The sequence below is a fragment of the Rhodococcus sp. NPDC019050 genome, from assembly GCF_055664235.1.
Genome location: NZ_JBVOON010000004.1, coordinates 15752 through 36279 on the forward strand (window position 1 = coordinate 15752; position 20528 = coordinate 36279).

15 protein-coding genes are annotated in these 20528 nt (G+C 69.3%); 8 read left to right on the forward strand and 7 right to left on the reverse strand.

The window, feature by feature from the left end:
- Nucleotides 1-46: 46 nt before the first annotated feature.
- Together AC0B44_RS06365 and AC0B44_RS06370 are read right to left on the reverse strand one after the other, a co-directional pair.
- A complete protein-coding gene (locus AC0B44_RS06365) occupies nt 47-3448 on the reverse strand; it encodes an ATP-dependent helicase (RefSeq protein ID WP_471902093.1) in 3402 nt (1133 codons plus the stop codon).
- Nucleotides 3445-6780 carry an ATP-dependent helicase gene (locus AC0B44_RS06370; protein WP_471902094.1) on the reverse strand — a complete coding sequence of 1112 codons (3336 nt, stop codon included), beginning with the start codon at nt 6778-6780 and terminating at the stop codon, nt 3445-3447. Before AC0B44_RS06370 ends, AC0B44_RS06365 begins: the two co-directional genes overlap by 4 nt.
- Before the next feature lie 169 nt (nt 6781-6949).
- On the opposite strand from AC0B44_RS06370, the gene AC0B44_RS06375 reads away from it, so the two are divergent.
- The 6 genes from AC0B44_RS06375 (at nt 6950) to AC0B44_RS06400 (ending at nt 11983) form a co-directional block, all read left to right on the forward strand.
- The gene (locus AC0B44_RS06375; protein ID WP_471902095.1) at nt 6950-7942 is read left to right on the forward strand and encodes a siderophore ABC transporter substrate-binding protein; all 993 of its coding nucleotides are present in this window, start codon (nt 6950-6952) and stop codon (nt 7940-7942) included.
- Between the two features lie 80 nt (nt 7943-8022).
- Nucleotides 8023-9003, forward strand: a complete 981-nt coding sequence (locus AC0B44_RS06380) for an ABC transporter permease (protein WP_471902096.1) — start codon at nt 8023-8025, stop codon at nt 9001-9003.
- Nucleotides 8996-10057: an iron chelate uptake ABC transporter family permease subunit gene (locus AC0B44_RS06385; RefSeq protein WP_471902097.1), complete on the forward strand. Its 1062-nt coding sequence runs from the start codon at nt 8996-8998 to the stop codon at nt 10055-10057. Before AC0B44_RS06380 ends, AC0B44_RS06385 begins: the two co-directional genes overlap by 8 nt.
- On the forward strand, nt 10054-10812 hold the full coding sequence (locus tag AC0B44_RS06390) for an iron ABC transporter ATP-binding protein (RefSeq protein ID WP_471902098.1): 759 nt from the start codon (nt 10054-10056) through the stop codon (nt 10810-10812). The genes AC0B44_RS06385 and AC0B44_RS06390 overlap by 4 nt, the downstream gene beginning before the upstream one ends.
- A gap of 13 nt (nt 10813-10825) precedes the next feature.
- Nucleotides 10826-11620 (forward strand): alpha/beta fold hydrolase, encoded by a 795-nt coding sequence (locus tag AC0B44_RS06395; RefSeq protein WP_471902099.1) that lies wholly within the window; start codon nt 10826-10828, stop codon nt 11618-11620.
- Complete coding sequence (locus tag AC0B44_RS06400) at nt 11621-11983, forward strand: MGMT family protein (protein WP_471902100.1); 363 nt, start codon at nt 11621-11623, stop codon at nt 11981-11983.
- A gap of 12 nt (nt 11984-11995) precedes the next feature.
- Here the strand turns inward: AC0B44_RS06400 and AC0B44_RS06405 are convergent, their stop codons facing one another.
- Nucleotides 11996-13246 (reverse strand): multidrug effflux MFS transporter, encoded by a 1251-nt coding sequence (locus tag AC0B44_RS06405; RefSeq protein WP_471902101.1) that lies wholly within the window; start codon nt 13244-13246, stop codon nt 11996-11998.
- 67 nt (nt 13247-13313) lie between these two features.
- Here AC0B44_RS06405 and AC0B44_RS06410 point away from each other — a divergent pair, with 67 nt between their 5' ends.
- Together AC0B44_RS06410 and AC0B44_RS06415 are read left to right on the forward strand one after the other, a co-directional pair.
- A complete protein-coding gene (locus AC0B44_RS06410; RefSeq protein ID WP_471902102.1) occupies nt 13314-13769 on the forward strand; it encodes a MarR family winged helix-turn-helix transcriptional regulator in 456 nt (151 codons plus the stop codon).
- Between the two features lie 62 nt (nt 13770-13831).
- The gene (locus AC0B44_RS06415; protein ID WP_471902103.1) at nt 13832-15571 is read left to right on the forward strand and encodes an NTP transferase domain-containing protein; all 1740 of its coding nucleotides are present in this window, start codon (nt 13832-13834) and stop codon (nt 15569-15571) included.
- Nucleotides 15572-15587: 16 nt separating this feature from the next.
- Here AC0B44_RS06415 and AC0B44_RS06420 read toward each other — a convergent pair whose 3' ends face one another.
- From AC0B44_RS06420 to nirB, 4 genes are all read right to left on the reverse strand, one after another.
- A complete protein-coding gene (locus AC0B44_RS06420) occupies nt 15588-16295 on the reverse strand; it encodes a sirohydrochlorin chelatase (protein ID WP_471902104.1) in 708 nt (235 codons plus the stop codon).
- Between the two features lie 3 nt (nt 16296-16298).
- A complete protein-coding gene (locus AC0B44_RS06425) occupies nt 16299-17417 on the reverse strand; it encodes a uroporphyrinogen-III synthase (RefSeq protein ID WP_471902312.1) in 1119 nt (372 codons plus the stop codon).
- Between the two features lie 11 nt (nt 17418-17428).
- The gene (gene nirD / locus AC0B44_RS06430) at nt 17429-17869 is read right to left on the reverse strand and encodes a nitrite reductase small subunit NirD (RefSeq protein WP_471902105.1); all 441 of its coding nucleotides are present in this window, start codon (nt 17867-17869) and stop codon (nt 17429-17431) included.
- Between the two features lie 94 nt (nt 17870-17963).
- Nucleotides 17964-20486, reverse strand: coding sequence for a nitrite reductase large subunit NirB (nirB, locus tag AC0B44_RS06435; RefSeq protein WP_471902313.1), 2523 nt, complete (start codon nt 20484-20486; stop codon nt 17964-17966).
- Nucleotides 20487-20528 lie beyond the last annotated feature (42 nt).

The following is a 20528-nucleotide window of genomic DNA, read 5'->3' on the forward strand; positions in this document are numbered from 1 at the left end:
ACAGTGCCCACAATGCTAACGACGTGTGACGCTCCCGAAGGCGCGTTCAGTCGTCGGACTGCGGCACCGACTCCCCCGGCTGTCCTGCCTCCCCCGCCTGTCCTACCTCCCCGGCTGAGTCGCTCCCCGCGCCGCGCACCAACTGTTCCAGCGCGCGAGCACCCGGCAGATCCTCGGGCGCCACGGTGCGGCCGGTTCGGACGTAGTGGAACGCCGCACGCACCTTGTCGAGCGGCAGTTCGGCCGGTCGCCCGGTGATCCGCGTGGTGCGGGCCGCCATGAGCTGCGCCCACGCCAGGCGGTACGCCGCGAGTTGCAACCCCACCGACGCGAGTTTGTCCGCGTCCGGTTCCGCGCCGGTCTTCCAGTCGATGACGGTCCATCCGCCGTCGGGATCCTCGAACACCGCGTCGATGCGGCCGCGGATCACCGTGCCCGCGAGGGACGTTTCGAAGGGGACTTCCACCTCGACCGGGTTGCGTGCAGCCCACGGCGAGCGCAGGAAGGCCTCCTGTAGCCGGTCGAAGTGCGATTCGTCGCCGTCGTCGTCGTCCGCGCCGGGAAGCTCGTCGAGGTCGAGCAGACGGGTGGCGCCGAATCGGCGCTCGAGCCACGCGTGGAATGCGGTTCCCCTGCGCGCCAACGGGTTCGGACGGAACGGCAGCGGGCGCCGCAGACGCGCCGCGAGCCCCTGCGGATCGGTCGCCAGGTCGACGAGCTGACTGACCGACAGTTGTGCCGGGAGCATTACCTCGGCGGCCCGCTCGAAGCGTTGTTCCCGTTCGGCGAGCAACGCATCGACGTCGGCGGCCCACCCGTCCGGGTCGTCGTCGATGCCCCGCGGTGCCTCGGGCTCGCCCGCGTCGAGCGCCGCGAGAACCGCTGCCGCTCCCCGCTCGACGTCGGGTCGCCGCGCACCGAGCGGGTCCCGCGGCCAGGTGGCACTGCGGGGTGACTCGGTCATGGGGTTCTGTTCACCCGGCTCCCAGACCTCGATGCGCCCCAGATCACTTCGCGCGGTGACCAGTTCGTGCAGTTCCTGCAGGAAATCGGAGGGGCCCCGCGGTTCCGACCCGGTGTCTCCCCAGTGGTGACCCGACACGAACAGCGCACGTTCGGTACGGGTGAGCGCGACATAGAACAGCCGGCGGTCCTCGTCGAGCTTGCGGTTCTTGAGAGCGGTCTTGTGACGGTCGATGGCGTTCTCGAGCATCTTGCGGTCGAAGATGTCGTCGAGTTCGAGCACCGGCACTCCGTCGGTGCTCGACCCGGCGTCGTCACCGGGCAGCGCGCGGTCGCCGCGAAGCTGAGGAGGCAGTTCGGTGACGGATCCCAGCCAGGTCGCAGCGGCGGACGAGGACGGGAAGACCCCCGCGGTGACGTGCGGCACCGCGACGACCTCCCATTCGAGCCCCTTCGCCGAATGGACCGTGAGCACCTGCACCCGTTCGGGATCCACCTCGACCTCGCCCGGCGCGAGTCCCTTCTCGATCTCCTCCGCGGCCGCGAGGTAACCGAGCAGTCCGGAGAGGGTCGCGTGGGTGCGCGCCGCGTACGACGCGACGACGTCGGCGAACGCGTCGAGATGCTCGCGACCGGCGACTCCGCCGCGGCCACCCACTCGCGCTTCTGCCTCGATGCCGATCCCGAGGACACGCTCGACCTCGGCGACGAGTTCGGTCAGCGGCTGACCGAGTCGCTCCCGCAGCGAAGCGAGTTCACGGGCCAGTGCGGTGATGCGTGCGAATCCGAATTCGGAGTACTGACCGGGATCGCCGGGGTCGGAGATGGCGTCCGCGAGGCCTGCCTGGTCGGCGTATTCACCGGGTAACGCCGAATCGAGTGCCTCGTCGAGAGCCTCCGGGTCGGTGACGACACCGGCCACGCCGTACCGGCCCGCGATGGCGAGCGTTTGCGCGCGACGCCACAGCGCCTTCAGATCCGCCGCGCCGATCTGCCACCGGGCACCGGTGAGCACACGCACCGCCGCACTACCGGCGGACGGGTCTGCCGCGAGCCGCAACATCGCGAGCAGGTCGGCGACCTCGGGGGTATGCAGAAGGCCCCCGATCCCCACGACCTCCACCGGAAGGTCCCGGGCGCGCAGGGCTTCCGCGATCGGGGCGGCGTCGGCGTTGCGCCGTACCAGCACGGCCGCGCTCGGTGGTCGATTACCGGCCTCACGCGCGGCCGCATACTCCGCTGCGATGCGGTCGGCCACCCAGTTGCGTTCGGCTTCGACATCGGTGTGCAGCGCGAGACGCACGTCGCCTGCGACGGCATCGGGCCGGGGCCGCAAACGGCTGACCGCCACGCCCCGATCTCGCAGCGGTTCGGAGGAGAGATTCGCGAGGTCGAGCGCCTCGGGCGGATTACGCCAGCTGGTCAGCAGTTCGAGGGTGGGCGCGAGACGTCCGCCGGGGAGCGGGAAGTCCGCGACGAACCGCGGCAGGTTCGCTGCCGAGGCGCCGCGCCAGCCGTAGATCGACTGCATGGGGTCGCCGACTGCGGTGACGGCGAGATCCGGGTCCTGGGCGCCGCCGAACAGCGAGGCGAGCAGAACCCGCTGTGCGTGGCCGGTGTCCTGGTATTCGTCGAGCAGCACGACCCGGAACCGCTCGCGTTCACCGGCGCCCACTTCGTGATGGTCGCGGGCGACGCGCGCGGCGAGCGACATCTGGCTGCCGAAGTCGAGCGCGCCTTCACGGCGAAGCGTGTCGGCGAGTCGCTGGACGAGCGGAAGCAACTGCAGCCGCGACTCCTGCGTCTCGAGATATCCGAGAAGGGTTTTCGACGGTCCGCCGCGCTGGCCCGGTCCCGCCGGGAGCGCATGGATCAGCTTGTCGAGTTCGGTGTGCGCCTCGCGGAGGTCTTCGGGCTCGACGAGGTGTTCGGCGAGCTGGCCGGAGAGGGCGAGTACGGCTTCGGTCACCGATGCGGGGTTGCGGTCGGTGTCGAGTTCGCCGTCCCACGCGCTCACCACCCGGTGCGCCACCTGCCACAGTTCGGTCTCGGACAGGAGCGCGGCCGTGGGCTCGATCGGCAGCAGCAACCCGTGCTCGGCGAGCAACCGGCCGGCGTATGCGTGGTACGTCCCCACCTCGGGTTCGCCCGAGAGGATCCGGGCCCGCAGACCGCCTTCCGGATCGAGGTCGCGGACCAGTGCCGAGCCCGCGAGCTTGGCGAGCCGGGTCCGGATGCGGGCGGTGAGCTGCTGGGCCGCTTTGCGTGTGAAGGTCAGGCCGAGCACCTGTTCCGGCTCGACGAGACCGTTGGCGACCAGCCACACCACCCGTGCGGCCATCGTTTCCGTCTTACCGGCGCCGGCACCGGCCACGACCAGTACCGGGCTCATCGGAGCCTCGATGACGGCTGCCTGCTCGGGGGTCGGCGGATGCTGTCCGAGTGCCTCGGCCAGCCGGGCCGCACTCACTCTGGGCGAGGTCATCCGTCCGTCACCTGCCTTCCTTCGTCGTGTGCCGGGCAACTGGACAGCACCGGGCAGTGCCGGCATCCGTCGTTGACCCGCGCGAGGAACTGCGGCCCCTGTGTCGCCGCGGCCGCCTCGTGGATCACCTCTCGCCAATGTGCGAGACCGTCCTCGTCGAGCGGCGGCTGCAGTCGCTGGGCCGCGCCTTCCTTGTTGTGGGGTTTGGCCACGAACACCAGGCGAGCTCCGCCGGGCGGCGTCGCCGGCAGACCTTCGATCGCTCCGGCGGCAGCCGCCACCTGGTAGGCGGCGAGCTGCGCGTGGTCGCGCGCGGCGTCCTTCGAGACGGGGTTCTTCGCGGTCTTGACGTCGACCACGACGGGCCGTCCGTCGGGGTCGCGTTCGAGGCGGTCGATACGACCCTTCAGGCGCACGCGCGGCTGGTCGTCGGACAGCGGTTCGAGGATGCCGTCCACGCTGACCTCGACGCCGATCTCGGTGAGGTCGCCACGGGTGCCCTGAAGCCAGGTCGAGAAGGTGTCGAGCATGCGACGGGTGCGTTCGAGCTCGCGGCGTGCGAACCAGTCGGACCCCAGATCCACACCGTCCCAGGCCTTCTCCAGTGCTTGGTCGACGCGCTCCGGTGGGATACGTCCGGCCAGCGCCTGCACGAGGGTGTGGACGAGCGTGCCGGTGACGGCGTGGCTGGTCTCGCCGTCGGCGCCCCCGTGCCGCTCGAACATCCATCGCAGCGGGCAGGTGACGAGTTGTTCGACGGTGGACGGCGACAAGCGGACCGCGTCGTCCTCCGGATCCCACAGCGGCGCGGCGGTACTCGGATCGGAGGTCCCGTACCAGTCGTTCGGGTGCGCGCCGCGGACACCGGCACGTGCGAGCCGGGACAGTTGTTCGGCGGCCCTGCGCTGTCGCTCGGGTTCGTGTTCGGCGACCAGCGGATCGCACACCACGCTGCGCAGTTCCGCGACGAGCGCCGGCAACGCGAGCACCCGGATGCGGGCGGCTTCGGGGACCTCCTCGACATCGGGCACGTCGTCGCCGGAGACATCCCCGGCGAGCAGTTCGTCGACGAATCGCGAGCGCACGAGTTCGGTGTCGCCGCTCACCGAGTCGACCGCGGTGACCAGTAGGTGCTTACGCGCGCGACTGCACGCGACGAGGAAGAGGCGCCGCTCGTCGGCGAGCAACGGCGCGGTGCGCGACAACCGCACCGATGCTTCCTCACCGCCGTCGGCGCCCGACACCGCGTCGAGGAGCGATTCGATGCCGAGCAGTGTGCCGCGCGCCCGCAGGCTCGGCCACAGTCCTTCCTGCACCCCGGCGGCCACCACGACATCCCATTCCCGGCCCGCGGCGGAATGGGCGCTGACCACCGTCACTGCTTCGGTTTCGGCGACCAACCGCGTGCGCACGGTGCCGGGGATCTCCTGCTCGGTCAGGTAATCCACGAATCCGGCGATCTGCGCGCGGGGAAGACGGTCGACGTAGTCGGCGGCGGCGTCGAAGAGGGCGACGACGGCGTCGAGGTCGCGGTCCGCCTGGGCGCCGACCGGTCCGCCACGGGCCGACGCTGCGGCCCAGCGTCGTTCGAGACCGGTGGCCTGCCAGGCCTCCCACAGCACGTCTTCGAGGCCACCGCCCCGCAGCGCCGCGGATCGGGCCTTGCGCAGGACGCCGAGAACCTTTCGCAGTGGGGCGGATTCGACCTCGGTCAGGCCGCGGACGAGATGTGCCGTCTCGTTGTCGCCGTTGTTGTCGCCGTCGGCGTTGTCACCGCTGTTGCCGTCGGTGAGCAGCAGGCGCAGCAGTTCTGCCGAGTCGCGATCGCGACCGGATGCCAGTTCGACGCGCCGGAGGCCACGTCGCAGGCGGCGCAGAGCGACGGGCTCGGCACCGCCGATCGGACCCGACAACAGCGCGAGTGCTTCCTCACCGCCGAACCGGCGACCGGAGACGGCCCGCAACACCAGCAGCAGACCGGCCACGCTGTGCTGCCGGGCCAGCGGGAGTTCGGACGCGGCGGTTGTCATGGGGACCCCGGCGGCGAGCAACGCGCGGCGCAACGGCGCGAGGACACGCGGCACCGAGCGCACGACGATCGCCATGCGAGACCACGGCACTCCGTCCACCAGGTGGGCTCGGCGCAGCGTGTCGGCGACGAGCGCGGCCTCCTTCGCCTGTGACGGCTGCACCGCCACCCGCACTCTGCCGGGCTCGTCGCCGGACGCGGGTGCAGCGCCACGGTGCGGGGGCAGTCCGGGCAGTCTGCGTGCCACGCGGTCGGTCACCGCCGCCACTTCGGGGGCCGCCCGGTGGTTGGTGCCCAGCACGATCCGGCGGGCCGGGTCGTCTTCGGCGAGCCGTTCGAGGAATGTGGGATCGGCGCCGCGGAAGCCGAACACGCTCTGGTCGGGGTCGCCCGCGACGGTGCTCGTGCGCGTGCCCGCACCGACTACGCGAACAAGCTGAGCCGCCTGCGGATCGAGATGCTGCGCGTCGTCGACGAGCAGATGACGGATCCGCGTGCGTTCGGACGCGAGCAGGTCGGGGTCCGTCGCGAACGCCGCCAGGGCAGCGCCGACCAGTTCGGCCGCGTCGAGGGCCGGCGCGGTGGCCTCGGGTGCCTCCAGCCCCACAGCTCCGCGCAAGAGCATGACGTGCTCGTACCGCTGTGCAAAGAGCCCGGCCGCGACCCACTCGGGACGGTCGCGTCGTTCGCCGAGCTCGACGAGGTCTTCGGGACCGAGGCCGCGTTCGTTGGCGCGCAACATCAGGTCGCGCAGTTCGACGGCGAAGCCGGTCATGCCGAGCGCGGGCCGGAGTCTTTCGGGCCACATCCCGGCGCCGTCGTCGATGTCGCCGCGAAGCAGTTCGCGGAGGACGGCGTCCTGCTCGGCTCCGGTGATCAGCCGAGGAGGCGGGTTACCGTGCGCGGCCGCCTGGAGGCGAAGGACAGCGAATGCGTACGAGTGGACCGTCCGCACGAGTGGTTCGCGGGTGGCGCGCGCTCCGGCACCGAGCAACCCCGCGGTCACCGCCTCACGCAGCGCTGTGGCCGCACGCCGGGAGTGGGTGAGAACGAGAACGGATTCGGGGTCGGCGCCGGAAGCGATGCGATGGACCACAAGATCGACCAGCAGCGACGTCTTGCCGGTACCCGGCCCACCGAGCACCTGCCACGGACGCCACCGTGGCGCGGGCGGCGCGTCGGCGAAGACGGCCCGCACATCCTCGGGCCACGTCCGCACCGCCGGCGCGACCGCCGGTCGCCGGACCAGTCGGGCGGCGGGGCGACGCGGCCGGTCGGTCACGCGGAGGTCGGAGTCGGGCATACCGGCATCCCATCAGACCGGTACGACAGTTCGTCGTGTCGGTCCTGACGCGCGGCTCTGTGTCCGCTGAGCGGTACCGAAGACAAAGTGAAGGTAAGGCTAGGTTAAGCTCTGCCCTGGCTGCGGCACCGCGCCGCCGACCCGTCGAAGCAGAACGAGGATCACAGCAATGAACGCCATCCGAAACTACCGGCGCGCCGCGATCGGCGCGCTGGCCGTCATCGCCCTGGCCGGGTGCTCCACCTCCACGACCGACGACGCCGGTGCCGCTGCGGCAACGGAAACCGTCACGATCGAGGACAACTTCGGCGAGCAGTCCGTCACGATTCCTCCGAAATCCGTGGTGGCCACCGACAACGCCTACTTCGAGACCCTCGACTCGTGGGGCGTGACGCTGTCCGCGGCGTCCGTGAGCCTGATGCCGAACACGATCGGCTACAAGCAGGACGACAGCATCGTCGACCTCGGCACCCACCGCGAGCCCAACCTCGAAGCGATCGTCGCAGCCGAGCCGGACCTCATTCTCAACGGCGGCCGTTTCGCCGAGTTCCGCGAGGACTTCACCCGCCTCGCACCCGACGCCGCGATCGTCGAGGTCACACCGCGTGACGACCAGCCGTTCGACGCCGAACTCAAGCGCGGCACCACGGCCCTCGGTGAGATCTTCGGCAAGCAGGCCGAAGCCCAGGAACTCAACGACGCGTTCGACGCCTCCATCGCGCGGGTGAAGGCTGCGTACTCCCCCGACACGTCGGTGATGGGCGTGATCACCTCCGGCGGTGAGATCGGCTACGTGGCGCCGAGCAACGGCCGCACGATCGGCCCCATGTTCGACATCTTCGGCTTCACGCCGTCGCTCGAGGTTCCGGAGAGCTCCGACAACCATCAGGGCGACGACATCTCCGTCGAGGCCATCGCGGCGTCGAACCCCGACCTGATCATCGTCATGGACCGCGACGCCGGAACCGCCAACGGCGGCGGCGAGGGCTTCGTGCCCGCGGCGAACATCATCCAGGACGCCGAAGCGCTGAAGTCCGTCACCGCGGTCAAGGACGGCAAGGTCATCTTCCTGCCGACCGACACCTACACCAACGAGAGCATCCAGACGTACACGGAGTTCTTCAACTCGCTCGCAGACCTGCTCGAGCAGCAGAAGTCCTGACCTCTTGACCCTGTAGCCCCGCGGGTACATCCCCGCGGGGCACAGCCATCGAAAGCTTCACGAGAGACGGCAGTACCCACATGAGCGCACCGACTGCGGCCCCTCCTGCCAAGGGGAGACTGTTCGACTGGAAGCTTCTGCTCGGAATCCTCGGAGTCTGCGCACTGCTGACCATGTCCCTGTTCACCGGCGTCTACGACATCTTCGGTGGGGACAACGGGTGGGAGATGTTCGAGATCACCCGTATCCCCCGCACCATCGCGCTCGTCCTGGCGGGCGCCGCGATGGCAATGTCCGGACTGGTGATGCAGTTGCTCACCCAGAACCGCTTCGTGGAACCCACCACCGCGGGAACCACGGAATGGGCAGGCCTCGGGCTCATCGTGATGATGATCGTCGCGCCGGCGTCGGGTCTGGTGCCCCGGATGATCGGGGCCGTGGTCGCCGCGTTCATCGGCACGATGATCTTCTTCCTGTTCCTGCGCCGGGTGACGCTGTCGTCCTCGCTCATCGTGCCCATTGTGGGCATCATGCTCGGCGCGGTGGTCGGCTCGATCACCACGTATCTGGCTCTGGCCACCGACATGCTGCAGAGCCTCGGCGTCTGGTTCGCCGGCAGTTTCACCTCGGTCCTGCGGGGACAGTACGAGGTGCTGTGGATCGTGGCGGCCGTTGCGGTCGCGGTGTTTCTGGTGGCAGACCGGTTCACCGTGGCGGGACTCGGCGAGGACTTGGCGACCAACGTCGGCTTGAACTACACCCGCCTCATCTTCCTGGGGACGGGCCTGATCGCCATTGCCACCGGAGTCGTCACCGTCGTCGTGGGCAATCTGCCGTTCATCGGCCTCATCGTCCCCAACATCGTCTCGATGTTCCGGGGCGACGACCTGCGCAGCAACCTGCCCTGGGTCTGCCTGCTGGGTATCGCGATCGTGACGGTGTGCGACCTCATCGGACGGACGATCATCGCGCCGTTCGAGGTACCGGTCTCCCTCATCCTCGGCGTGGTCGGCGCCGTCGTGTTCATCGCCCTCCTGCTGCGGAGCCGCCGCCATGCCTGAGACTCTCTCCCCAATCCCGACTCCGGCGATCGGCGCACCGGCCCTCGCGGAATCGCCCGGGTCCGATTCCTTTCCGAATGCGAAGGCCCGCCGCCGCTACTGGATTCTGCTCGCCGCACTGGCGGTGCTCGCGCTTCTCTTCGCGGCCGGAACGCTGATGTGGAACAACCCGATGCCGTTCGGGACCTCGGGCTTCTGGCGGATCACCGAGATGCGCGCGACCAGCCTGGTGGTCATCGTGATCGTGGTGGTCTGCCAGGCCACCGCCACGGTGTCGTTCCAGACCGTGACGAACAACCGGATCATCACGCCGTCGATCATGGGGTTCGAGGCGCTCTACGTCGCGATCTCCACCGCGGCGGTGTACTTCATCGGTTCGGTGGGAGTCGCCGCGCTCCGGGGCACTCCGCAGTTCCTGCTGCAGATCGCGCTGATGGTCTTCTTCTCGCTGCTGCTCTACGGGTGGTTGCTGTCGGGCAAGTACGGCAACCTGCAGGTGATGCTGCTCGTGGGCATCATCCTGGGCGGCGGACTCGGCTCGATCTCGACCTTCATGCAGCGTCTGCTCACCCCGAGCGAATTCGACATTCTCACCGCCCGGTTGTTCGGGTCTGTCTCCAACGCGGACGTGTCCTACCTTCCCGTCGCCATCCCGCTGTGCGTGGCCGCCGCGGTGGCGCTGTGGTGGCGTGCCCGCAAGCTCAACCTGGTGGCCCTGGGTCGCGACATCACGACCAACCTCGGCCTGAACCACCGCCGCGAGATCATGATCGTGCTGTTCCTGGTCTCGGTCCTGATGGCTGTCTCCACCGCCCTCATCGGTCCCATGACCTTCCTGGGCTTCCTGGTGGCCACCCTCGCCTACCAATTGGCCAACACGTACGACCACCGGTACGTGTTCCCGGTCGCCGTGCTCACCGGGTTCGTCGTCCTCACGGGCGCCTACTTCGTTCTCAAGAACATCTTCTACGCCGAAGGCGCCGTGTCCATCATCATCGAGGCCGTCGGCGGTTCGGTCTTCCTCTACGTCCTCCTCCGAAAGGGCAGACTGTGATCGAACTCAAAGGTGTCCGTAAGGATTACGGCGACGAGGTGTCGATCGGCCCCGTCGACCTGCAGATCCCTGCCGGGGGCATCACCGCACTGGTCGGCCCCAACGGTGCCGGAAAGTCGACGTTGCTGACGATCATCGGGCGTCTGCTCGGCGCGGATTCGGGCACCATCGAGATCGCCGGATACAACATCGCGCGGACCGCCTCGAAGGACCTCGCGAAGATCGTCTCGATTCTGCGGCAGGAGAACCACTTCGTCACCCGGTTGACGGTCCGTCAGCTCGTCGGTTTCGGCAGATTTCCCCATTCGAAGGGCCGCATCACCCGGCACGATCAGGAGATCATCAGCCGCGCGATCGAGTTCTTCGACCTGGGTCCGCTCGAGAACCGTTATCTGGACCAGCTTTCCGGTGGTCAGCGCCAGCGCGCCTACGTCGCGATGGTGTTGTGCCAGGAGACCGATTACGTGCTCCTCGACGAGCCGCTCAACAACCTCGACATGCGGCACTCGGTGCTGATGATGCAGCACCTGCGCCGGGCCGCCGACGAACTCGGGCGGACGGTGGTGATCGTCCTGCACGACATCAACTTCGCCGCCCATTACGCGGACCGGATCTGCGCCGTGAAGGACGGCCGCGTGGTGGAGTTCGGCACTCCCGAGGAGATCCTCGTCGACGACACGCTCTCGCGCGTGTTCGACACCCCGGTGACGTGCGTCGACGGGCCCAACGGCCGACTGGCCGTCTACTACCGCTAGCCCGGGTGCCATAGTGGGCGGGGTGAGCGCTGCCGAGAACCTCCACACCCACTTGTTCGGCCCCGCCGACGGACCGCAGATCCTCGCGCTGCACGGACTCACCGGTCACGGTCTCCGGTGGCGGAACGTGGCGAACCGTCATCTTCCCCGGGCCCGGTTCATCGCACCGGACCTGCGCGGCCACGGCCACTCGCCGTGGACACCGCCGTGGACGTTCGAGCGGCACGTCGCGGATCTGCTCGACGTGCTCGACACGCATGCCTCGGGCCCGGTGACGGTCGTGGGCCATTCGTTCGGGGGTGCACTCGCGCTGTACCTCGCCGCTGCGGCGCCCGAACGGGTCCGCTCGCTCGTACTGCTCGATCCCGCCATCGCCCTGCCGCCGGAGCAGATGCTCGAGGTCGCCGACTCCACGGCCCGCTACCCGGATTACACCGACGAGGCCGAAGCGCGCGCCGAGAAAGTCCATGCCGATTGGGCGGAGGTCGCGCCGGAACTGCTCGACGCGGAGATCGACGAGCACCTGGTGAAGCTGGACTCGGGACGCGTTGCCTGGCGGGTGTGCCTCCCCGCGTCGGTGACGTCGTGGAGCGAACTGGCCCGGGACTACGTGCTGCCGCCGGCGCACATCCCGACCGTGTTCGCGCGGGCCGGGAAGGTGCAACCCGGGTACACCTCTCCCGAGTTCCGCGCCGCCCTCGCCGAGCGGCTCGGATCGAACCTGACCGAGGTCGAGATCGACTGCGACCACATGATCGAGCAGGCTCGTCCCGCCGAGACCGCCGCTCTCATCGCCCGGGTGCTGTAGATGGCCGCGACCACCGACGACCAGATCGAGCACGTGCGTGCGCTCGTCGCCGCGATCCCGTCGGGGCGCGTCGCCACCTACGGCGACATCGCCGATGCCGCGGAGCTTTCCAGCCCGCGCACGGTCGGGTGGATCATGCGCACCGACACGGCCGACCTCCCGTGGCATCGGGTCGTACCGGCGTCGGGGCGGCCGGCGGCCCACCTCGCCCACCGGCAACTGGCGAAGCTTGCGCTCGAAGGCACACCCCTGCACGGTGATCGCGTCGACCTGGCCCGGGCCCGACACCGTTTCGCATCGTCCCCGAAACGGCCCGCGCCGGGTGGGTCCGGACTTCCGGACCCACCCGGCGACGAGGAGTGATACGGCCGAGCGTCAGGCGCGTGCCGGTTTGGTCAGCGCCATCGCACCCAGTGCGATGACACCGCTGACGACCATCGCGACGGCCATGGGGACGGCGGTCTCCTCTCCGCCGATGCCGACGAGCGGCGCGATCGCTGCCGCGAGCAGGAACTGGAGTGCGCCGAGCAGCGCGGAACCGGTGCCTGCCGCACGCTGAGCCTGGCCGAGGGCCAGGGTGGTGGCGTTCGCGATAATGAGGCCGAGGCTGGTCATCGTGCACCACAGCAGAACGAGCGTCACCCACATCGCCGGTCCGGCAAGGCTGTTGATCAGCATCAGCACCGACATCGAGGCGAGGATCGTCAGTCCGATCCGCAGTGTCCGGCCCGAGCCGATGCGGCGGACGATGTTGTCGTTCGCGACGCTGCCGATGACCAGGCCGAGCGCGTTGGCGGTGAAGGCCACCGTGTACCAGCCGGTGGACATGCCGTGGACGTTCTGCAGCACGAACGGCGACGCGGAGATGTAGGCGAACATCACGCCGAAGGCGAAGGCGTAGGCGAGGGTGTAGCCGACGTAGCGGCGGTTCCGCAGAACTTCGCGCGCGTCACGCAGCATCGCGGAGGCACCGCCCTGGGTGCGACGCTCGACGGGGTGAGTTTCGGGGACGAGGAACAGCACGGCCAGGAACATGAGCAAGGACAACCCGGCGAGCACCCAGTAGACAGCACGCCAGCCGAGATTGGTCACGATCACGCCGCCGACGAGGGGCGCGACGATGGGGGCCACCGCGTTGATCACGACAAGCAGGCCGAACAGTTTCGCTGCTGCGACACCCTTCGCACGGTCGGAGATGACCGCGCGTCCCAGCACGATGCCGGCGGCACCGGCGAAGCCCTGCACGAACCTTGCTCCCGCGAGCAGTTCGATGGTCGGTGCGAGTGCGCTCGCCGCGCTGAACACCGCGCATGCCAGTGCGCCGATGAGCAGCAGCGGCCGGCGGCCGAACCGGTCGGACAACGGCCCGAACACGAGCTGACCGATGGCCATGCCGAGCAGGAAGGTCGTGAGGGTCAGCTGGATCGCCGACGCGCTGGTGCCGAATTCCTCGGCCATCGCGGGGAAGGCCGGCAGGTACATGTCGATTGCCAGCGGCGCCACGGCTGCGAGGAGCGCCAGGACCGCGATCAGTTTGCCCGGGAACGGAGTGCCGGTTTCTGCGTCGGTCTCGATGTGGCCGGAGGTTTCCAGCGTCTCGGAGGTCGCGGGGGGTTGCGGGGGCATGCTCGCCTTTCGGTACAGATTTATATCTATATTTATATATAGATTTGCGAGCTAGTATCGTAGCACTATGAATCCGCAGGCCGTAAGCGAAAGTGACGTCGAGAATCTCGCCCGGACGGCTCGGTCCCTGGTGTGGGCGCTCCGGAGGTTCGGCGAACGTGAGGCCGGCCTGTCGGCGATGCCGAACTCGGAGATCGAGGTCCTGCGAACGGTGGCGGAGCGGCCCGGAAGCTCGGTGTCGGAACTCGCGCGCGCACTCGACCTGCAGAACAGCAACGTCAGCACCACCGTGAGCCGCCTCGTCGAACGGGGACTACTCGAGCGACGCGCCGATCCCAACGACCGGCGGTCACACCGGATTCACCAGACCGACCTGGCCCGGCACAACAACGAACTGATCGACGCGATGTGGACCAAAGGCGTACACGACCTGGTCGATACCTTGACTCCGGCCGAGGCACGCACACTGATCGACGCAGCGCCTCTGCTCGCCCGGTTGAGCTCGATGCCCAAGAACTACTGAACGACACACGCAGGTCGGGCGGCCCCCGCGAAAGCTGCCGCGTCATGGGGCAGCATGAAGACATGAGCGGACTGACCGATGTCGAGGCAGTGATCGTGGCGGGCGGCCGCGCGACCCGCTTGGGCGGCGTCGACAAACCCGCCCTGACGGTCGGCGGCCGACGCCTCCTCGACACCGCCCTCGCATCCGTCGCCGGTTGTGCTCGCATCACCGTGGTGGGCCCTCGGCGCGACGACCTCGATCCGGCAATCGTGCAGGTGCAGGAGTCACCGGCCGGTGCGGGTCCGGTCGCGGCACTCGCCGCAGCGGACCCCGCGTCCGATGTCGTGGTGACTCTCGCGGCGGACCTGCCCTTTCTCACCGCGGACGTCGTGGCGACCCTGCTCGAGGCGCTCGACACCGATCCGGGCGCGGATGCCGCCTTCGCGGTGGACGACGACGGCCGGGTGCAGTATCTCCTCGCGGTCTGGCGCGGTCCCGCGCTCTCCGCACGACTGGCCGGGCTCGGCGCGGAGATGTCCGGCCGGCCGATGAAAGCGCTGTTCCCGGACCGGTACGTCTCGGTCACCGTGCCCGGCACCGCCGACTGCGATACGCCCGCCGAGTTGCATCGCGCGCGTGTCGCCCACGGTCCGGGCCGCACCGCCACCGACCCGGACGAGGCGCGCGCCCTCGTCCGAGAGGCCCTGTTGCCGTTACCCGTTCGGCGCGTGTCTCCCGGTGCAGCGGAGGGCACCACCCTGGCCGCCCCGCTCGTCGCGGCCGAGGCTCTGCCCGCCGTAGCGTCGTCGGCGATGGACGGTTACGCGGTCGCGGGTCGCGGCCCGTGGACCCTGCGTCCCGAAGTCCGGCAGGCGGGTGATCGGGCGGGACTGACCCTGCGCGACGGTGAAGCCGCCCGGATCGCCACAGGCGCGCATCTCCCCGCGGGCGCCACCGCGGTCATCCGGGACGAATTCGTCCGGGTCGAGGGCAGCAGCCTGTACCGCCTTCCCGAGTGTCCGGTGCGCGACGACACGCGTCGCCGCGGCGAGGACTGGGATCCCGGATTCGTGCTGGCGGCGAGCGGCGAGCACGTGACTCCTGCCGTCGTGTCGGCTGCACTGAGCGGTGAAGTCGCCGAGATCGACGTGCGCGGCCCGCTGCGGGTGCATGTGGTGGTGAGCGGCGACGAGATCCGGCGTCACGGTCCCCTTCAGGTGGGCCAGACCCGGGATTCCCTGGGCCCGGTGCTCCCCCGCTTCGTCCGCTGGTGCGGTGCCGAACCTGTCGGCGAGACCCATCTGCGCGACACCCCGGGCGGTTTCGACGCGCTCTTCCCCGAAACCCTCGACACCGATGCCCTGGTGATCGTCGGCGCCACCGGTGGCGGTGCTGCCGACCAACTGCGCGGGGCCCTCGACCGGGCCGGCGCACACGTCGTCGTCGAACGGGTGCGGTGCAAGCCGGGCGGTTCGCAGGTCGCTGCGGTGCTGCCCGACGGCCGTGCCGTCCTGGGTCTTCCGGGCAATCCGGTTGCGGCGTTGTCCACACTTCTCGTCATGCTTCCGGCGGTCGTCGACGGTCGTACCGGCCGCACCCCGCCGCCGCGTTTCCTCGGCGCTCTGGCGAACGCCTCGGACGTCGAGGGCGACCGGACTCGGCTCCTGCCCGCGCGGCAGCGGGCCGACGGACAGTGGTTGTGCGACAACGCCGTACGCACCGCGCATCTGGCCGGGCTGATCGGACGGACTGCGATCGCCCTGGTGCCTCCGCGTGCCTCGGACGGTGACGTCGTCGAACTGCTGCCGCTTCCCCGGTGACGTGCCCCGGCGCGTGTCAGCGGGTCGGCCGCGCTCCTGCGCCTGCCCGCAGCGCGGGGACGGCCGCGCGATACCGCCGGGCGACCAGGTCGACGACAGGCTCGGTGACGCCGAGCGGTGCCGCGGCGCCGTCGGCGCCGGCATCGGACAGCCTCGAATGGAACAGTCCTTCGGCCAGCAGGTACGACGCGACGAACACCCGCGCACCCTGCTCGCGCAACTCCGCGACCACCTGCGGCACCCGGGGTTCCCCGGTCGCGACGTAACCGATTCGCACGGTCGTGCGCGTCAGAGCCGACAGCATGTCGGCCGCCCGTTGCACGTCTCGCAGGGCCCGCGCGTCGGATGAACCGGCGGCGGCGAGAACGATCGCGTCTCCCGGTCGCCAACCTGCCTCCCGCAACCGATGCGCGAGCACCCCCGCCAGCACCGGGTCGGGACCCAGCGCCCGCGTGACCACCACGTCGCCGTGACCGCTCTCGGCGACCTCACGGGGAACATCGTTGTGCACGTGGTACCCGGAGGCCAGAAACGCCGGCACCAGCACCACCGGACCGCGGATCTCCCGCAGCGCCTCGGCGGGTGACGGACCGAGCACGTCCACGAACGCGACGCGCGTGGGACCGACCCGGCCTGCGACCGCATCGGCGAGCCGGGCGATCATCTCGACTCCGCGCGGATTGCGGGTGCCGTGTGCGACGAGCAGCAGTGCGGGGTCGGTCATGGCTCAGAGTCCTTCCGGATCGACCGCCAAGCGGTAGCCGCGTTTGACCACGGTCTGCACGATCGACGGTGCGCCGAGCGCCGAACGCAGTCTCGCGACGGCTGTTTCGACGGCATGGGTGTCTCCGCCGCCTCCGGGAAGCGCGGCGAGGAGTTCTTCGCGGGACACGACGCGTCCGGGCCGCGCGGCCAGCGTCCGGATCAATGCCATACCCGCGGGGGCGAGGCAGCGGGTGGTGTCGTCGACCATCACGCACCGTCCCCGCATGCCGAGCACGTGCCCACCGGCTTCGATGCGCACGGCACGGCGTGGCAGTTCCTCGGCGAGATGCCGTGCGAGCGACCCGAGACGCGCACGCGACGGCATCGTCACCGGCACCTCGAGAGCGACGAAAGGCGCGGCGGTGACGGGTCCGACGCACACGGCGGCGACACCGGTGCGCAACCCTCGCAGCATCAGTCCGAGCATCCCGGTTTCCTTGGCGCGCATCAGCATCGATGCGACCGCGGGAGCACTCGTGAAGCTCACCGCATCGAGCCCGTAGTCCGCGATCTGCTCGATCATGCGGTCGAGGGCGGCGGAGTCGTCGGGCGGGGTCCACCGGTAGACGGGGACGGCGACGACGTCCGCGCCCGCAGCGCGCAGGGCCTCACAGACGTCGGTTCCGGGCTCCCACTCGGTGCGCTCACCGTGCAACTGCACCGCGATCCGGCGGCCCCGAACTCCCTCGGCGAGCAGATGTTCGAGGACTTCGGCAGACGATTCCGACGCCGGCGACCACTCCTCACGCAACTCGGCGGCACGGATCGCACCGGTGACCTTCGGTCCCCGGGCCAGGATGCGGCTTCCCGCGAGAGAACGCGCCAACTCGTCGGAAAGACCCCATCCGTCCGCAGCGCCCATCCAGCCGCGGAATCCGATCGCGGTCGTCGCGACGGTGATGTCCGGTGGACAGGCGACGATGCTGCGGGTGACCCGTTCGAGTTCGGTGTCGTCCGACAACGGGATGATCCGGATGGCCGGTGCGTGCACCACTTCTGCGCCTCGCCGCGTGAGCAACGTGGCGAACTCGTCCGCGCGACGCGCCGCCGTGACCCCGACGGTGAAACCGCGCAGCGGCATGTTGTCCTGGTTCACGAAAGCTCGGCGTCGGTCGCCGGACCGCCGTCGGCACGCGCACCGGTGAGGTGGCTGTGGACCTGCACCACGCCCGCCCACACGCGGACGTCGTAGACCGGCAGACGCACCGACGGGTCGTCGAGGCATCGACCGTCGTCGAGCGAGAACACCTGCTTGAGAAGGGGTGAGGCGACGGTGGGTTCGCCCCCGCGGTCACCCACGATGCCCCGGGACATCACCGCGGCGCGGCCGAAGGGATCGAAGTTGCCGACGGCGCGCAGGGTGCCGTCGTCGAGCAGGAAGACCGCGACCTGTTCGCCCCCGCGCAGCAGGACGGCTACTCCGCGGCCGGGGATCAGGTGACTGAGCGGACACGCCGACGTCCACTCCAGGCGTCCGTCGAACACGCTCGCACGCGTCGAACCCTCAGCGGTATGCGACTCGATGACGGTCATTGATGGTCCCTCCTTGAAACTGCCGTCCTGGCATTCTGTGGCCACGGTGTTTCGCGTGCGTTACCCACCGATTCCCTCCACGTAAGCAGGGACGTCACGCGGGTGCATCCCGGCCGATCTTCGGCATGCCGACCAGAACGGGCACCTTCCGCTTCCCGGAATCGTCGAATCGGACGGTCGGGTCGGGCTGGTCGGGCGCGTTGACGAAGGACACGAATCGCGCGAGCAGTTCGGGATCCTCGAGCACCCCGGCCCACTCGTCCTTGTACCCGACAACGTGCTTGGCCATCGCGGCCTCGAGTTCGGCGGCGATGCCGAGACTGTCGTTGCACACGACGTCCTCGAGGTGCTCGAGCCCACCGTCGAGGGCGTCGAGCCACGGCGCCGTGCGCTGCAAGCGGTCGGCGGTCCGGATGTAGAACATCAGGAACCTGTCGATGTACCGCACCAGGGTCTTGTCGTCGAGTCCGCCGGCCAGCAACTGCGCGTGCTTCGGCGACTGCCCGCCGTTGCCGCAGACGTAGAGGTTCCAGCCGTTCTCGGTGGCGATCACGCCGACGTCCTTGCCACGCGCTTCGGCGCACTCGCGGGCACAACCGGAGACACCGAACTTGAATTTGTGCGGCGCCCTCAGCCCGCGGTAGCGCAGTTCGAGGTCCACCGCCATCCCGACCGAGTCCTGCACGCCGTACCGGCACCAGGTCGAACCGACACAACTCTTCACGGTGCGCAGCGATTTGCCGTACGCCTGACCGGATTCCATCCCGGCGTCGACGAGCCGCTTCCAGATCAGGGGAAGTTGTTCCACCCGGGCACCGAACATGTCGATGCGCTGACCACCCGTCATCTTCACGTACAACCCGAAATCCCGGGCGACCTCGCCGATGACGATGAGCTGTTCGGGTGTGCATTCGCCACCGGGCATCCGCGGCACCACCGAGTAGGTGCCGTTCTTCTGGATGTTGGCGAGGAAGTGGTCGTTGGTGTCCTGCAGGCCCGCCTGCTGGCGGTGCAGGATGTGATCGGAGTCGGTGGACGCGAGGATCGACGCCACGACGGGCTTGCAGATGTCGCAGCCCCGGCCCGTGCCGTACCGCGCGATCAGTGCCGAGAACGTACGGATCTCGGTGGCACGCACGATCTCGAACAATTCGGCGCGCGACTGCTCGAAGTGCTCGCACAGCGCCTTCGACATCGGCACGCCGGAACTGCTGAGCAGTTGCTTGACCGTCGGCAGGCACCCGCCGCACGTGGTGCCCGCGTTGGTGCACGCCTTGACCTGCGCGATGTCGCAGGCACCGTCCGCAATCGCGCCGCAGATCGCGTCTTTGGTGACGCCGTTGCACGAGCACACCTCGGCGTCGTCGGGAAGTGCACCCACACCGGGCTTCTCACCCGCGGGCGAGATCAGTGTCGCCGGGTCGCCGGGAAGTTCCCGGCCGACGAGGGGTCTCAGCGTGCCGTAGGCCGATGCGTCGCCGACGAGAATTCCGCCGAGCAGTGTCTTCGCGTCGTCCGACACGACCAGCTTCGCGTAGGTGCCCTTCGCCGAGTCGGACAACACCACCTCGAGTGCCCCCGGCGTCGTGCCGTGCGCGTCGCCGAAACTCGCGACGTCCACCCCGAGCAACTTGAGTTTTGTCGACAGGTCCGCGCCGGGGAACTCCGCAGCGCCGCCGAGCAGTCGGTCGGCCACCACCTCCGCGGTGCTGTATCCGGGAGCGACGAGCCCGTAACACGTGCCCTCGATCGCGGCGCACTCCCCGATCGCGTAGATCGCGTCGTCCGTGGTGCTGCGGCACCCGAGATCGGTGAGAACGCCACCGCGAGCGCCGAGGTCGAGACCGGCGTCGCGGGCCAGCGCGTCCTGCGGCCGGACTCCCGCGGAGAACACCAGCACCGATGCGTCGATCGTCGAACCGTCGGACAGTTCGACGACGAGACCCTCTGCGGTCTCGGTGATTCCGGCTGTCCCGACGCCGGTGTGCACGGTGAGTCCGAGGTCGGTGACGAGGCGTTCGAGTACCCGGCCGCCGCCCTCGTCGACCTGCAACGGCATCAGGCGCGGTGCGAATTCCACGACGTGCGGTGCCATTCCGAGCCTGCGGAGCGCGTTCGCGGCTTCCAGACCGAGCAGTCCACCGCCGACGACGACGCCGACCGGCGTCTCGCCGCGGGCGGCCGACGACTCTGCCGCCGCCCGGATGCCGTCGAGATCGTCGAGGGTGCGGTACACGAAACAACCCGGCAGATCCTTGCCCGGGATCGGGGGCACGAACGGGTACGAACCGGTGGCGAGAACGAGCGCGTCGTACGGCAGGGCGTCACCGGAATCGGTGGTCACGACCCGCGCGGCCCGGTCGACGGACACGACGCGGGTCGAGACCCGGAGATTGACGAGAGTGTCTGCCGCATAGTCGTTTCCGGCGAGCGCAAGTTCTTTGCGGTCCCAAGTGTCGACGTAGGACGACAGTCCCACGCGGTCGTATGCGGGGTCCGGTTCTTCGCAGAGCACCGTGATCTTCCATGCGTCCTGCTCGTCGCGGGCACGCAATGCCTCAACGAAGCGGTGTCCGACCATTCCGTGTCCGACGACGACAACGTTCTTGCGGCTCACGTTCTTGCGGCTCATGGAAATCTCTCTCTGTTTCGTGCAGGG